The sequence below is a fragment of the Arenibacter aquaticus genome (assembly GCF_003957295.1).
GTDB classification, from domain to species: domain Bacteria; phylum Bacteroidota; class Bacteroidia; order Flavobacteriales; family Flavobacteriaceae; genus Arenibacter; species Arenibacter aquaticus.
This window is the reverse complement of the sequence record NZ_RQPJ01000021.1, coordinates 819,912-835,231: the sequence shown is the minus strand read 5'-3', so window position 1 is coordinate 835,231 and position 15,320 is coordinate 819,912. Positions and strand designations below refer to the sequence as shown.

Below are 15,320 nucleotides of genomic sequence, written 5' to 3'. Positions count from 1 at the left end.
TAGCCTGTTGTGATGCATTGGAGACTTATAGCCCATTATCATCTATGTCCAGGGATTTAAGGGAATTCTTTTCAGTTTTCCATCCTCGCTTATCTGTGGTAATTATTGGGATTGCCCATTGGAAGGCGGGGCAACTATACCTCTATCGATATTCAATTTTTGTTTCTTCAATCCCCATAGTGTGTAAGTCCTGGCCTAGATATAAAATGCTCACTATCTTTCATAAAAATTGAAGGCTTTTGGCCTGTGATATTTTTAAAGTCCTTAATAAAATGTGCCTGATCAAAATATCCGCAATGATAGGCTATATGCGTAAGGTTTATAAAATGATTGTCATTTATTAAACGAAGTACTTCGTTTATGCGGACAAGACGGAGATAATGTTTTGGACTAATCCCCAGTATGTCCTTAAATTCCCTTTGTAATTTACGCTGACTGATAAGTAATTTGTTGGAAAGGTCTTTTATCTTGACCCCTTTGGTGTTGCGAATAAGTTGGGCGGCACGATTCACATAATTCAATTCAATCTTTCGATCTTGTAGATTTTTTAATAAATAATTTTCTGTTTGTTGGATCATTGAAACAACATTTATATGCTCCTTTAACCTATGGCAGAATTCTTGGAAGCCACTGCCCAGTACCATGGACATGTCATGGTAGTGCTCCAAAAGCAAGGCGGAAGGAATGCCAAATATGTTGTAGATACCTTCGGGCTTAAACCGGATAGCAAATACCCTAACGAAATTTTGGAAGCGTACTTCCCGAGGTTGGGTAATTAAACCAATAATCATATAGTCAGGAGTTTGTGACCAACTGTTGCTGTTTTCTAGATCGCAATGTAAATCGTTCAGATGAATAATCAATTCTACGCAGCCGTTGGGAATCATTTGCATGGACATTGGAGTGGTAGCATTAATATTAAAACTACCTTCCCAAAATAGCTCTACGAAGGGTTTTAAACTTTCGCGAGGCATATATTCTTTTATTTGTATACCCATTTGAAGATTACAAGAGACTTAGACTTAAAGGTAGGTTTTTTATAATTATCAGGAAAATTTGGTTGGTATAAAGGATGTGTCAATAGGTTGATATTGTATGGTTTACAATTGAGTGGTGGCACATCCGTTTATACCATTTTAATTTTATTACTCCATAAATCGTTCATTACAACATCTAGATCCCTTAGGGCTTTACTACAATCTCCTGAAAAGGAAGAACCATGCATGGTTGCCAAGGTCTTAGGGTTAAGATCGGCCAGGGAATACAGTAGTTTGGAAGTTTGTTGTGTATAGGGAGTATACTCCATTAAGGGTCCTTGATTATATTCCAGCATAGAGCTTTTATGGGAACCCAAAATATCCTTGTCCGTTAAAGCGGTTACATTGCCATTTTGATGGAATAGGTCGGAACACAATAGCGTCCCGTTGGTTTCTTCGTACAGTACTCCAGCATCCCAACCATGGGGCAAATGAGGTGTCCTTATAAAGCGATAGTTGTGTTTACCGGTTTTTAGCGTTTCGTTTGTAGCCATGGCATGTACAGGTCTTATAGCATAGTCGCCCATATTGACGATTGCCCCTACTTCACTGCATACAGCTTTGGCGTTAGGCGCCACCTGAAGCCACTCGTTAAGAGCCCCGCACTCATCCACCTCAAAATGACTAAAGCCAATCCACTTCAACTGGGAAGGAGGTATAATCTTGCTTACTTCCAGTTTTAACAAAGGAAACATATTTTTCATTCCCGCATGATATAGCATGGGTTCATCATCTATGATTAAAAAATGGTTGAATTGCAAATTAAAATCCTTTACAAATATTGATATTCGGTATACGTCCGGTGCTATTTCTGAAACATTGATCATGGCTTTTTATTTTGGCGATTAAACTTATGCTGCTCTCCTATGATACTGGGGTCTCCCAAAGATAGAACTTGTAACGTAGGTATAATTGTAAAAAAGCGACACAGTTAATTGGCCTACTTTGAGTTGCCTGGAAGATAATTTCCAATTTTAGCCTTGGAATGGGTTTTTTCAAAAACCGCTAGACATTAAGGCGTGTGACTTGAAATGGTTGTGCGTATTTACTTAAGATTGCAAATGGAGTTTAGCTGGAAGGGGTTTTGTCTAGTAAACATCCCTTAAAAGACATCTAAGCTTAATACTCATCTCTTACCCAAAGCTGATATGTCTATCAGAGGTTTTCGCCGGACTGGCCAGCAGTCCTTTCTGGGACTAAAAAAATAATGGTACACAAGCCATGCCCTAAATAGAGACCTATCAAAACTCCTACTATTGTGTAGTAGGGCTTTATTGGCGATACGTCCAGGCAACAAACCTACTTTTTTTATTGCCCTGCTCCATATCAATAACTTGAACTTCTATGGGGTCGGTTTTGTTAATGGTCCTTTTTATATTCTTTAGGTGTTCTTTTTGGGATACCAAGGAGGTAAACCATTGTACTTGCGTTTTGAAAAGAACACTTTCGGACACCATTTTTTTTATAAATGCCTCTTCTCCTCCTTTGTACCACAGTTCATTGGACAGTCCGCCAAAATTATTCGCACTACCTTCCTTCAATTGTAGGTTGCGAACCTTGCGTTGGTTCCTTAATTGGGCATCAGATCTATTTTTAAAAAATGGAGGATTACAAACTACCACATCAAATCGGTCTTCGGGACTAACTACATGTTCCAAGATGCTGTTCTTAAAGCGTTGTTGCCTAAGCTCAATTGACTTCAACAAAATGTTTCTATCAATTATTTGTTGTGCGTTGTCAAGGGAGTCCAAAGCCACCTCACTGCCCGTACATTGCCAACCAAAATGACAAGTGGCCAAAATAGGATAGATAAGATTGGCACCAGTGCCAATATCCAGCAGTCTTAATTTCTTTTTGGGAATGAGGTCTTGTATGTGCAACAAATAATCTAACCGTCCCGGGATTGGCGGACAGAGGTTGTTTGGGGGTATATCCCAGTAATCAAGTCCGTAGTGCAACTTCAGCAAGGCTATATTCAAGGCTTTTACCGCTTGCTGGTCTCCAAATTTGATGGTCTTATTGCCATAATCGTTTTTAAAAACGTATTCTTTCAAAGCAGGGTAATGGTCTATTAGCCTATCAAAATCGTAGTCTTTTACAAAGGGATTGTTTGGGTGCACGGACTTATAAATTATAACACAAAGTTAATGAATGCAGTTTTAAGAATAAGGGCTTTATTACGGCATATAGGGCTGTGGGACATTTACTATGCCAGTAATTAAACTAGTACACATTATTTGGAACTGTTTCAACTGCTACTTCAATAAAACAAAATAAAGGCTTTAAAAGATTGAAAATCAGGAATAATTATTAGTAAATTTATGAAGTAGGCACCCATTTTTATTCCACCAAAAAAACCAAACTTATGGAATTCACTTTAAAAGCGACTTTTAATACCACAGCAAAACAAATATATAAGGCTTGGCTCAGTACCCAGGGTCATACTAAAATGACCGGGGGAGAAGCTTTTGTGTCGGATAAGGTGGGAGACTCTTTTAGCGCTTGGGACGGCTATATCAAGGGAGAGAATTTAATTTTAGAACCATACCATAGAATTGTTCAGTCTTGGAGAAGCAGTAATTTTAAAGAAAATGAGGAAGACTCACAAATTGAAGTTACCTTATTGGAAAAAGAAGGTACTACCGAACTCACTTTAATTCATAGTAATGTCCCGGAGGATGGGGAACACTATATTCAAGGATGGCAGGTACATTATTTTGATCCCATGAAGTCTTATTTTGAATATTGAAAAGATGGTATAAAGGATCATTGAAATGGTTGCACTTAGTCCATTTAGGTGTAATTTTTTTTAAACCCTTTGGGAGAGATACGTGTCGTTGTTTTAAATACTTTTGAAAAGTGGGCGTAATCCTCATATCCCATAATTCGGGCAATTTCGGATAGGGTATTATTGGAATGGACCAATAGTCTTTTTGCTTCAAGGATTATATGTTCGGTGATTAATTGGGTGGTGGTTTTATTTAAGGTGGTTCTTACAATCCTGTTTAAGTGTTTGCTGCTAATATGTAGAGAATCCGCATAAAATTTTGCCGATTTTTGAGTTTTATAATGGAGGCTTATTAATTTTTCCAAAGCCCTTATGGTGTCGAGATATCTTATGGAGACCACCTCTTTTTTCTGGTCTATATCTATATAAGGTCTGGATAAATCTATATAAACAGTATTTAGCAGACTGGCGATTTTCTGCCTTTTAAAGGGGAGACTAACATAATATTCCTGGTTTATTTCCCTAAACTTTAATTCTATCTCCTTAAGCTTATCCATTGCTATTTGTACCCTTGGAGGGTTTTTTAGGGAATAGTAAAAAGGAAATTGATTTAGTGTAGCATGTGTAAAATGCAACTCAAAAAATTCTTGGGTGTGAAAGAAGATATAGCCATCCGGAGCACTGGTAAATTTCCAAAAATGGGTTTGCCCAGGTCTAAGAAAGAAAATACTCCCTGGCTTAACATTATAGGTTTCAAAATCTATCTCATGTATACCTGATCCCTTGGTAAACAATGCACAAAGGAAAAAGTTATGACGGTGGGGTTTGTGAAAGTATTCCCTGTTCTTATTTAAATGGGTTTCCAGGTTATTGCTATAAAAATCGTCTAATTGCTCCTGTTTTTCAAATTGTGTTATACTTAGCGTTGGGATTTTCTTCATGCTGAGGGCTATAAATGTCCGAAAAGTACAAAAAATGGCGATAATTGAATAATAGGATTACTAGATAAAGATCTTAATTTTGAGCTGTGAAATAAAGTAAAAAATGACAGCTATTAATATTTTTAAGGGTAAATGTCCCAATTGCAAAACGGGAAATATTTTCAGTTCAAATGGTAATTCTATCCTTTTTAGGATGCCCGAAATGCGAAAAATATGCAAAAATTGTAATTACAAATTTGAAGTTGAACCCGGATTTTTTTACGGGGCTATGTTTGTTAGCTATGCTTTGGCCTGTGCGCAAATGATAGCCTGTTTTGTGATTACCTGGGCTATTCTTAAAATTCCGATTGTTTATATATTTTTAAGTGTTGTGAGTATAGCCCTGCTTAGTAGTGCATTTAATTTTAGATTGTCCAGGACCATATGGATGTACTTGTTTTATAAAAAACGCTGATTCCCACTTTATGTTTCATCTACCCTCTAAGGTTTGTTTAAAACTAATTCTTTTCCGAATGTTTATAGGCTTAAAGCATATAGCCTAAGAAATACTATTGGTAGGGGAATAGTTGTTTAAAAAGGTAAGGCGTTGGAACATGATGCATTATTGGCTTCATCATTTAGAGTGTTGTTTGGCCCGGACGGCCAAGGGGTAGGGTACTAGGTAGGGAATGAACAAATAGATAATTAGGGTACAAATACTCAATTATTTGGTACCCTAATTATATTTCTTCTGGGAATTATTCTTCCCAAGTATCCGTTCTAAAGGATGAGGCAGGTAGGCCTTCTGTATTATACAAACTACCTGCTTCACAATTCTTAAATGCATATCTAACCGCTACGGGTTGGGACACTTGGCTAGACCAAACGCTTAGGCTCTTGTCACCATTGATTTTAGCTTTGGCGGGATGAAAAACTTTGTCGGCTCCCGCTACCTCAAAACCTGTCAATGGCTTACCGTAGCTAGAGAGCCCATTGTCCGTATAGTTGAAAGAAAGTTTTACTTTCCCATCCTTTATTTCTTCAATTTTCTGGTATACCGGACCGCTATAGGCAATTCCTTCTATGCCATAATCCTTGGATAGGGCCCACAGTGCCAATCTATCGCCCACCAATTCCTTCTCCCTGGGGTGTATAAAATCGCAGTCCCCGATGTCCATGGTAACCGCCATTCCTGTATTTTCCACAGTTTGCATGGTATATAACTGCGCCTCCCTGACAAATCCGGCATTGCCATCGCTATAACCATAAGGGGCAATTTGTACAAAGTAAAACGGAAATGCGTCTTGTTCCCATTTTTTTCGCCAGGTATTGATCATGGTGGGGAACAATTGGCGGTATTCCTTGGCCCTATTTCTGTTAGATTCGCCCTGGTACCAAATAGCGCCTTTAATACCATAACCTACCAAGGGATTTATCATGGCATTGTACAATAGGGTAGGGGTACGCTGTGGGGCTCCGTTGGGTAGCTTTTGGGGCAGCTCTATACTTCTGTATTCGGAAAGAGTCTCCTTATCCATCCAAGCCTCCACGCTGGAGCCTCCCCATGAGGTGTGGATCAAACCAATTGGAATGTTTAAAAGGGTGTGTAATTTTTTTCCAAAAAAGTAAGCAGTGGCACTAAAGTCCCTAACAGTTGCAGGTGTGGCCTCTGCCCATTGCCCTTCTACATTTTCCATTGGTTCCAAGCTGGCCGCTCTTTTTACGGTAAATAATCGGATCTGGCTATTCTTTGAGTGTAAAATGGCTTTGCCGCTATTGTTTATAGGCTGGTTTTTAAAACCTTTTACCGGCATTTCCATGTTGGATTGGCCGGAACATAACCAAACTTCTCCAATCATTACATTTTTGAAGGTAAGTTCATTGCTGCCCTTTATGTTAAGGGTATAGGGACCACCGTAGGAGGGGGTGTTGATCTTTAATTTCCAACGACCATTCTTATCGGCAACTGTGGTAGATTCCTCGCCCCAACTACCATTTATGGTAATCTTACTGTTTGGGTCATCGGTTCCCCAGATAGAGACATTGTCAGTCTGTTGTAATACCATGTGATCGCCAAAAAATGCGGGTAATTGTAATTGGGCAAAAGTGACCGTTGCAGAGCACAAGAGCAAGGCCAATAAAATGGTTTTTAATGGTTTCATAAGTGTATTATAGGTATTGATTAATATGTTTCGGTTTAAAGTTTTAGCTGAAAAATCCACATAAATTTTCCTAAAGAATATGTATTCCGGTTAAAAATAGCAAATTAATATGGTTTGATTACAGCTTATTGGTGCTAATAAAAGCGTAGGGCCAAAGTGGGAATCATTAGGTCATATTTCAGGATACTTCCTATTCGCAACCATGGACTATTTTTGGTACAGGACAATTTTGTCTAGAATTAATTTAAACTTTTCAGTTTTTTTATTCCCTATTAAAAATACTATTTCCTCAATGTAATCTCTTGAAAAATTGGGTAGGTCCAATTTCCTACCGCGAAAAGAGGGATACATATCCATGAGTAAAATTTTTATTTCTTCCCATTCCCCAGTAGTTTTAAAGTTAGTGATATAGGAATAATAATTGCTGGAATTGTCTTTTACCCTAAATTGGTAGTTCTTGCCGTCGCCCTTGAGACGAATAATAATATAACTTTCTTTGGTTACGCGGATCTTATCAAATCGGTGCCGTACGGAAGAAAAACCACCATTGTTTTCCAAGGAGATTTCTCCTGTAAATAATCCATGTCCTTCAGGACTCAAGCTGAAGTTTCCGACCGACAAGCCGCCCATGACACCATCATTTACAATTTGCCAATCCCGGATGTTGGACTCTTTATTAAAATCGAAAATTGTAAGTGGGTTTATGAGCATAAAAAAAATGATGGTACCAAAAAGGAACTTCATGATATGACTTTAGTGTAAGTTACAACAACTTGGACCAATATGGATACAGTTTCCATACGGATGTGTTTATTTAGAAGTAGAAAAACATTATTCCCTAGAATGATATAAACCTTATTATAGTTAGAATGGACAAAGAAAAGCGGCAGGACGCTAGGATCACGGTTTTAATATACATTATATAGGCATGCATCTACTTATTTTATTGTTGGTAAATACCTGATACAATAAATGAGCTCAATAAGAGCTTCATGACCAACGGCCATGTACGCTCTATTAAATTAGTAGGGAACCTCATGTACCACTTTGCGCCTAGTTGCCTACTTGTTCATTGGTTGTAAGCGCAGTTTTACATAGAACTTTAATAAACGGATCGCTCCACTTTATTCTTTATTGGCGGAATGGTTTGCAGGTATTCAAATATGGCTCCAGCTTCCAAATCCGTTAATTGCGGGTAAGGCATCATAGGGTAGGTAAGGGCCTTTTCCCCCTTTTTCTGCCCATACTTTACTGCGTTGATAAATTCTTCCTTGGTCCAGTTCCCTATTCCTGTTTCCTTATCAGGTGTTAAGTTAGAGGTAAGCATTACCCTTCCCTGTAAATCCAAAGGCTTATTGCCGCCCCCAAAATATCCGGGGCTCAATTCAGGGTTTAGGTAGTCATTGGTCTTAAAATCGGCGGAATGACAGGCAAAGCAATCCAGGTTATGTGCCAAGTATTTCCCCAATTCAAGTGTATTGTCCGTAGTTGGCAAGGGAATCTCCTCTGCGGGCATGGGAAAGGGCTTAAAAGCTACCCTGCAAAGTAATTTGGTCAGCAATGAGGGCTTAGTTGGCGTATCTGGTGTGGGGTCGGCAGTCACCAAAGGGTTGTCCGATCTTAAAAAGGAGATGATGGCATTGATGTCTTTGTCGGCTAAATTGGGCATTTTTGCCATATAAGGCGGACTGTATTGTCCGTCCCTTTTAATTCCCGTTCTAAGTAGAAACACCAATTCTCCATCGGTCCAGTTTCCAATACCATAGGTTTTGTCCTGAGTGATATTCTGGGAATAAATCTCTCCAAATTCAGGCGGGGCATCCATCATTCTTTTACCGCTAAGCTTATTTGTTTTAGGGTTCATATGACAATTGGCACACAACATAAGGGCCAATTTCTCACCCCTTGCAACCGACTCCGGGCTACTGCTGAGCTTGAAATCAATTTTCGTAACCTCATAGGAAGGAATATCACTGGCACTAATAGAGATTAAAGCAATGGCAATTATAAGTGCTAAAACTCCTATTCCAACGCCAATAAGTTTTAATGCTCTTTTCATCTTGGTTATTTTTAATTAAACAAAAATGTAGGATTATATGGGGCGCTTTATTGGTTAAAACAAATGATAGGCATAGCCTATGCAATAGTAATTACAGCCTTATTCTTTTAGTAGAACAGGGAGTAATTATGTTAAAGTAAATGGGGTTTGGTCTTGTGAAAGAATTTTATCATTGGTTGTTTTTTTAGGTTGTTAGGTTGGTTCCTTGCAAAGGGATAATTTTATTTTCCCTCGCTCACCAATAAATTTAATAAATTTTTCGTTACCAATGACGGTCTACTTTTTATTCAAAACACTTTTAATCAGCTAGTTCGAAGTTTTTTTCCTGATTTCCCCTTTTTTTGCGGGTAATTGTATAAGTGTAGTGGTTAATCTCTTTTATTTTCCAATTCCGCACGTCTCATTGGCATGGAATCTATGGTTGCAAACAACTCGGATGCCCTAAGCAAATTGGAAGTATTTAACTTTACACCGCCATCCAACCCAATTAAGACTACTTGGAACCCGCCCTCCTTATTTCCATATTGATCATAAAGGAGGGAAGAAGAAATCCACTTGCTCTTTTTATCTTTATTCAGGTAATTAAATATTCTATACCGCCCAGGCAAAATTTCATATATAAGTATTTTTCTTTCCTTGAGTTCCTTAGGAAGGCTAATAAGATGGGCAATTTGTTGTTGATATGCCTTGGAATCCTCTTGTTGAGACAGTATAAGTACAAGACGGTTTTCCCACTGATGTTTTTTGAGGTCCTGTGAAATCGCATTATTCGCGATTAATGCTATAATCAATATATAAAGAATTTGCATAGCCGTACTATTAATAAAACTTAGCCACTACAGCCAAGAGCTTCCATTTCCTCGGCAATTTTTAGGGTTTGGGGTATGATATAACGTGGTCTAAAAAACTCGATCATATATTTTATAACATGCACGGGTGTATCAGGTGAGCCACTAAAAACGGACAGGTCTCCAGCATCTTGTTCTTGAACCCCATTAAAAAAATTATTTATAATGTATTGTAACTTTGTCATAATTGGATGGTATTCGTTATCAAGCCATGGACCGTGTTCTACGGTAAACTGGTCGAGGGCAGCCCAAAAATCATCTCCGATTGATTTTAATTCCTCGTCGCTAAGTTGTGCCATCTCTTCCGGACAATACATGATAGTGGTGGAGCTGGCCATGGCCAATGCTTGCATGCCGTACGCGTCACATGCGGACATTCTAATATCAGCAAGCTGGTGCTCATTTACAAGTTGTAAGTAGGTATGTACATATAAAACCATCATTGCTGTACATTTTAGGTATTTGGTGTCCAAGGCATCCATAACCTCTCCATTTTCATTCATTTCTTTCTCCCATGCTTCCTTCCATTCGGCGGCGGCCTCCGATTCGGCTTCGTCATTAGCTTCCGATTGGGCCTGGTGCCTAGCATTATCATGTGCCGCGGCCGCTTCCATAATTGCCCCAAAAATACCGTCATCTTGGCCCTGGGCCAAGGAACATGTCAGCAGGAGGAGCATTGAAGTAATTGCTGTTGTTATTATTTTCATATCAATTGTCTTATATCGTTTCATATTCAAAGTAATCCGTTGTTCATATTGAATCAATTTCTCCATTCTTTTACCCTTTCTTTAGGGCGTATTGAAGATATCTTTAAATCATATTTTTAGAGCAGCAAAGCCATTCCAGTTGTTCTTATTTCATTTTCTTTAAGTTTTATCAATGGAGTGATGTTATAGCCAATTGGGCATTTTTTTTTAGGATTCATTGGCTCCTTACGGCCATGTTTTCATCCTATACTATTTTCTTTAGGGGGTAAGGGGGGCATCCATAAAGTCTGAACAGCAATTTTTGGTTTTCAGATTTTATTCTAGACTTATCTAAATTAAAGAAGGGTAAATAATTTTGATGCTCCATATGTAACCATACGTGCAACATATGTAACATTGGTGGGGTATAATGATAAAAATGACTTTATGTACCAACTGTTTTTTAGCACAAATACTTGCTTTTATGGCAGTATGGTAGATTAGGGGTATACATTGGCGGGCATAACACTATTTAAAATGTACGTCCATCTGTGGAAAGGGTATTACAATTTTATTTTCCCTGAACTTGCGATTGATGATTTTTCTGATATCACTTTTTACTTTTTCTATCCTAAATACATTTTCACTAAAAAATAACACCTCAAAATCTAACGAAGAATTGCCAAAGTTTACAAAACGACCCTCTATCATTTTGGTATCCTCAAAATCTGGGTGTTCCAAAACACTTTCCTCCAGTATTTTTATAACCAATTCAACATCACTACCATAGGCAACCCCAACATTAATTCTAAATCGGGTCTTTTTCTTCTGATGGCTCCAATTAATTACCTTGTTGGTAGTAATCAAGGAATTGGGGATTATTATAGCAATATCACTTCTATTAAGCCCCTTGGATGTCCGTAGACCAATTTCCTGAATTTCCACAATATCCCCGTCTATTTCCAAGATGTCGTTTATTTTAATCGACTTTTCAGAAAGAAGGATTATACCCGAAATAATATCATTAAATGTTTGCTGTAACCCCAACCCAATCCCGACCAGTAGTGCGGCAGAACCAGCAATTAATAGGGTAACCTGAATACCAATTGTCTCCAAAATAAATGCAATGGCAATTATCCAGATTATGTATTTAATGATTTGATAGAGGGCATAGGTACTTCCCTTGTCCAGGTGCAACCCTTTATAACGCCGATATAGGGCAGTTTTTATTAGTTTTAATATGATCCTTGTGACTAGGAAAATTAATAGAATTATCGCCAGGGTATACACTTTTATATTATAGTCCCCAATACTAATAAGGTTAAAGTCCAATATTTTACCCAATGTCTCCATATTAAATTATTTGTGCTTGCCAATACCTCACCAAATAAATTTCCTATAGTGGTGGTGGCCTACAGTTGTAATAGTGCTACGCCATATTGAAGATAATAAAATCCCTTTTACCATTTCTATTTAATATAATTTTACACCGTCTATAAGTGAAAATAGACATCCTTTGGGTATACGTACAGCCAAACCACAATGGCTGGGATTAAAACCTAATGATTTAGCTAGATACGCATGGTACCTTTTTTGCTTTATAGGCAAGTATCAAATTGGAATTGGCTATTCTCCATAGCCGGATTTACATATGGGCAAAAGACGTTTTATGAACGCCCCAAATCTGTAAGTTCCCTTTTAGGAATACACCACCTTTTAAAGGATTTTAAACTCTTATGTGGGCGTTCCCTCCTCTGTCGGTCGTGCCCTTGGCTATATCCCTGTCCTTGCTGCGGGGATGCCGCCGCGGTCACTAACGCGCTTAAGGCTAAACAAGAGCTACTGGGTAGAAGTTGTTATAATACAGTAATTCTTTTATTGGTACCAATTGGAAATAATGCGAAGATTTTCCATTAATTCTTAAGTGATTTACTTAAGTCTGCACCAATAGTTCTCTTGGCCTCGTCTACATTGATGAAGGTTTGTAAGTCCTTAAGAGCAACTACTTTAAATTTGTTGTCGGACAAGAACTGTAGATATTCCCTAAATAGCTCTGGAGGGGTAGTAACCCATGGATGCTCAATATCAGGAACACCGTGAAGGGTTAGAACCACAATATTTCCTTCTTGTGCTTGATTTAGTGCAGCCAATATTTCACTTTTATTATCGGCATGGGTAGCCCAACTGGGAATAAGGTAGGGATGGTCTACCAAAGGGTCATATGCCCGGCTACCACCAGCTCTCGCAAAAACATATTCTTTGTCCTGCAGAAACTCCAGACTTTTGGCACTTAGCCCGTAGCCGGGATAAGCAAAGTTTATAGGCTTGGCTATTCCCAAGGAGTCACATTTATGTTCTATATATTCCAATTCTGCATTAAATGCTGTTTGGGAGATTTTGCTAACATTGGCATGGGTGCGGGTATGATTGGCCACTTCAAAACCCATACTATCCAGGGCTTTGATCTGTCGCCAATTCATATATAGGGAACTGTCCTTATAGTTGGGCGGAAATTCACAGACAAAAAAAGTAGCGCCAAAACCAAATTCCTTTAACAATGGGGCCACAACGGAATAATGACTGGCGGGAGCATCATCAAAAGTAAGTACAATAAGCTTATCGGGTATGTTTTTCTTTAGTATTTGTGCATGCCCGTGCAAATAAAGATTAAGGGCTATTATGGTAAGGAGGATTTTAATCATAAATAATTATGTCTTGGTTAAAATTAGGAAATTTTGTTCGGAACTATTCAAGCTTAATTATACCAAACCGCATAGCCCTCCCGTCTTAATTCCATGGCTAATCCTTCCTCTATTTCCAAGGCCTCGGCCCTTGTCAATACAGGATCAATATGGGCGTAAAGGCTGGGCCTTAGGTAGAGTCCGTATTTCTCAACTATATTGGACGACAATTTATAGCCTTTCTTATTTCTATAACCAGTCTTGTGCTGTTCAAAACGTTCTTTGGGGGGCTTGGAGGTCATACCTACATATAGGCATTGCAGAACTCCATTAAACTGGGGATTGGCAGCCCTAAATTTGGCATTTTCGGTAAATACCCTTTTGGATAATTCTACCACATATATTCGGTACAGGACTTTAGGCATCGTAATTCTGAATAAAGGGCTGTAAACTAAGCAAAATTCATATTACTTTAACAATAAATTATTCGTTTTAAACCTGTAAAACCATTTTTTTTCCGAATTTAGAGAACACAAAAAGTAACTGACGTAGTTAGAAAAAACTATAAAAATCAATTTTTACAATGAAAAAACAACCAAACCATCCCCAAGCCATTACACGACGGTCCTTTATTGGTAAAACAGGAGTGGCAGCTGCCGGGATTAGTATTCTTCCAAGTAATGTTATAGCAGGTCTAGGACATAAGGCACCCAGCGATAAATTAAATATTGTGGGAGTAGGAGTAGGGAGTATGGGGTTTGCCAACCTAAAAAACTTACAGAGCGAAAATATTGTTGGACTCTGTGATGTAGATTGGAAATACGCCAAGAAGTGTTTTGATCATTTTCCCAAGGCAAAAAAATACAAGGATTTTAGGGTAATGTATGATGAGATGGGAGACGATTTTGATGCTGTTATGGTGGCTACTGCCGATCATACCCATGCCATAGTAGCTGCGGACGCTATGGTACGCGGAAAACACGTTTACGTACAAAAACCGCTTACACATTCTGTTTATGAATCAAGATTACTGACTAAATTGGCCAAGAAACATAAGGTGGCCACCCAGATGGGGAACCAAGGGGCTTCCGGAGAGGGAGTGGCCAAGACCTGTGAGTTAATATGGAGTGGGGCTATAGGAGATATAACCAAGGTTGAATCCTTTACGGATAGGCCTATTTGGCCACAGGGAGTAAATCCTCCTACACAAGGGCATTGGGTCCCCGACACCTTGGATTGGGATCTGTTTACCGGACCAGCAAAACTAATACCTTACAATCAAGTATATCACCCATGGAACTGGCGGGGATGGTGGAATTACGGAACCGGAGCTTTAGGGGATATGGCCTGTCATATCCTACATCCCGTTTTTGAGGCCCTAAAATTAGGCTATCCTACCAAGGTTCAGGGAAGTTCCTCACTGCTCTTGAAGGATAGTGCCCCAACAGCACAATCCGTACAAATGACCTTCCCTGAACGGGGCAGGAAGGGCAGGATTAAATTGCCGGAAGTAGAGGTGAACTGGTATGACGGAGGTATAAAACCAGATCTACCTGCCAACTGGCCTAGCGGAAAAAACCCCAATAAGTCTGGCGGTGGTACCTTCTTTTACGGTACCAAAGGTGTTATACATGCCGGGTGTTACGGACTGGAACCGGAAATATTGGGTAGGGAAATGCCCAAAGTTAAAGAGACCGAGCGCCGTGTAGAAAAGGAGATGGGACTCAGTTGGGGCAAAGGGGCCCATGAAATGGACTGGGTAAGGGCCTGTAAGGAAAACCCGGAAAGCCGCAAACCATGTACGTCCGATTTTGCCGAAGCGGGACCCTTTAACGAAATGGTGGTCATGGGAGTATTGGCGGTTAGACTCCAAGGGCTTAATAAAATTCTGAATTGGGATGGAGAGAATATGCGCTTTACCAATATAGGACAGGACGAAACCATAAAAACAGTGATTCGGGATAATTTTGTGATGAAAGACGGCCGTCCAAAATTTCAAAAGGAATGGACAGAACCCTATTCTGCTGCCGAGTTTGCCGAAGAATTGGTGAAACACACCTATAGGGATGGATGGAAATTACCCGACATGCCAGCATAAATAAGAAAAAGTATAGTTAAATTTATTGTAATGAAAGGGAAGGGGTGAAATAGCTTGTTCCCTTTTTTTATGATACCCTTTGTCAGCCACCAAACCACAAT

General features: G+C 39.0%; 15 protein-coding genes. 3 read left to right on the top strand and 12 right to left on the bottom strand.

The window, feature by feature from the left end; genetic code table 11:
• Positions 1 to 167 precede the first annotated feature (167 nt).
• The 3 genes from EHW67_RS19295 to rlmF form a co-directional block, all read right to left on the bottom strand.
• On the bottom strand, positions 168 to 974 hold the full coding sequence (locus tag EHW67_RS19295) for a helix-turn-helix transcriptional regulator (RefSeq protein WP_158285153.1): 807 nt from the start codon (positions 972 to 974) through the stop codon (positions 168 to 170).
• 152 nt (positions 975 to 1,126) lie between these two features.
• Positions 1,127 to 1,864 carry an oxygen-binding di-iron domain-containing protein gene (locus tag EHW67_RS19290; protein ID WP_126164012.1) on the bottom strand — a complete coding sequence of 246 codons (738 nt, stop codon included), beginning with the start codon at positions 1,862 to 1,864 and terminating at the stop codon, positions 1,127 to 1,129.
• A gap of 444 nt (positions 1,865 to 2,308) precedes the next feature.
• Positions 2,309 to 3,157 carry a 23S rRNA (adenine(1618)-N(6))-methyltransferase RlmF gene (gene rlmF / locus EHW67_RS19285; protein WP_126164011.1) on the bottom strand — a complete coding sequence of 283 codons (849 nt, stop codon included), beginning with the start codon at positions 3,155 to 3,157 and terminating at the stop codon, positions 2,309 to 2,311.
• Positions 3,158 to 3,402: 245 nt separating this feature from the next.
• Here rlmF and EHW67_RS19280 point away from each other — a divergent pair, with 245 nt between their 5' ends.
• Positions 3,403 to 3,786, top strand: a complete 384-nt coding sequence (locus EHW67_RS19280) for an SRPBCC domain-containing protein (RefSeq protein WP_126164010.1) — start codon at positions 3,403 to 3,405, stop codon at positions 3,784 to 3,786.
• A gap of 44 nt (positions 3,787 to 3,830) precedes the next feature.
• Here EHW67_RS19280 and EHW67_RS19275 read toward each other — a convergent pair whose 3' ends face one another.
• The gene (locus EHW67_RS19275; RefSeq protein ID WP_126164009.1) at positions 3,831 to 4,706 is read right to left on the bottom strand and encodes an AraC family transcriptional regulator; all 876 of its coding nucleotides are present in this window, start codon (positions 4,704 to 4,706) and stop codon (positions 3,831 to 3,833) included.
• Positions 4,707 to 4,809: 103 nt separating this feature from the next.
• On the opposite strand from EHW67_RS19275, the gene EHW67_RS19270 reads away from it, so the two are divergent.
• A complete protein-coding gene (locus EHW67_RS19270) occupies positions 4,810 to 5,160 on the top strand; it encodes a DUF983 domain-containing protein (RefSeq protein WP_126164008.1) in 351 nt (116 codons plus the stop codon).
• A gap of 283 nt (positions 5,161 to 5,443) precedes the next feature.
• On the opposite strand, the gene EHW67_RS19265 is transcribed toward EHW67_RS19270, so the two are convergent.
• From EHW67_RS19265 to EHW67_RS19230, 8 genes are all read right to left on the bottom strand, one after another.
• Positions 5,444 to 6,847: a sialate O-acetylesterase gene (locus tag EHW67_RS19265; protein ID WP_126164007.1), complete on the bottom strand. Its 1,404-nt coding sequence runs from the start codon at positions 6,845 to 6,847 to the stop codon at positions 5,444 to 5,446.
• Between the two features lie 207 nt (positions 6,848 to 7,054).
• Positions 7,055 to 7,591: a CIA30 family protein gene (locus EHW67_RS19260; RefSeq protein ID WP_126164006.1), complete on the bottom strand. Its 537-nt coding sequence runs from the start codon at positions 7,589 to 7,591 to the stop codon at positions 7,055 to 7,057.
• 358 nt (positions 7,592 to 7,949) lie between these two features.
• The gene (locus EHW67_RS19255; protein ID WP_126164005.1) at positions 7,950 to 8,906 is read right to left on the bottom strand and encodes a c-type cytochrome; all 957 of its coding nucleotides are present in this window, start codon (positions 8,904 to 8,906) and stop codon (positions 7,950 to 7,952) included.
• Between the two features lie 368 nt (positions 8,907 to 9,274).
• A complete protein-coding gene (locus tag EHW67_RS19250) occupies positions 9,275 to 9,715 on the bottom strand; it encodes a DUF4174 domain-containing protein (RefSeq protein ID WP_126164004.1) in 441 nt (146 codons plus the stop codon).
• A 20-nt stretch (positions 9,716 to 9,735) separates the two neighbouring features.
• Positions 9,736 to 10,461 carry a hypothetical protein gene (locus EHW67_RS19245; RefSeq protein WP_126164003.1) on the bottom strand — a complete coding sequence of 242 codons (726 nt, stop codon included), beginning with the start codon at positions 10,459 to 10,461 and terminating at the stop codon, positions 9,736 to 9,738.
• Between the two features lie 507 nt (positions 10,462 to 10,968).
• Positions 10,969 to 11,793: a mechanosensitive ion channel family protein gene (locus tag EHW67_RS19240; protein ID WP_126164002.1), complete on the bottom strand. Its 825-nt coding sequence runs from the start codon at positions 11,791 to 11,793 to the stop codon at positions 10,969 to 10,971.
• A gap of 560 nt (positions 11,794 to 12,353) precedes the next feature.
• A complete protein-coding gene (locus EHW67_RS19235; protein WP_126164001.1) occupies positions 12,354 to 13,142 on the bottom strand; it encodes a polysaccharide deacetylase family protein in 789 nt (262 codons plus the stop codon).
• A gap of 53 nt (positions 13,143 to 13,195) precedes the next feature.
• The gene (locus EHW67_RS19230) at positions 13,196 to 13,546 is read right to left on the bottom strand and encodes a ribose-5-phosphate isomerase (protein ID WP_126164000.1); all 351 of its coding nucleotides are present in this window, start codon (positions 13,544 to 13,546) and stop codon (positions 13,196 to 13,198) included.
• 158 nt (positions 13,547 to 13,704) lie between these two features.
• On the opposite strand from EHW67_RS19230, the gene EHW67_RS19225 reads away from it, so the two are divergent.
• A complete protein-coding gene (locus EHW67_RS19225) occupies positions 13,705 to 15,219 on the top strand; it encodes a Gfo/Idh/MocA family protein (protein ID WP_126163999.1) in 1,515 nt (504 codons plus the stop codon).
• Positions 15,220 to 15,320 lie beyond the last annotated feature (101 nt).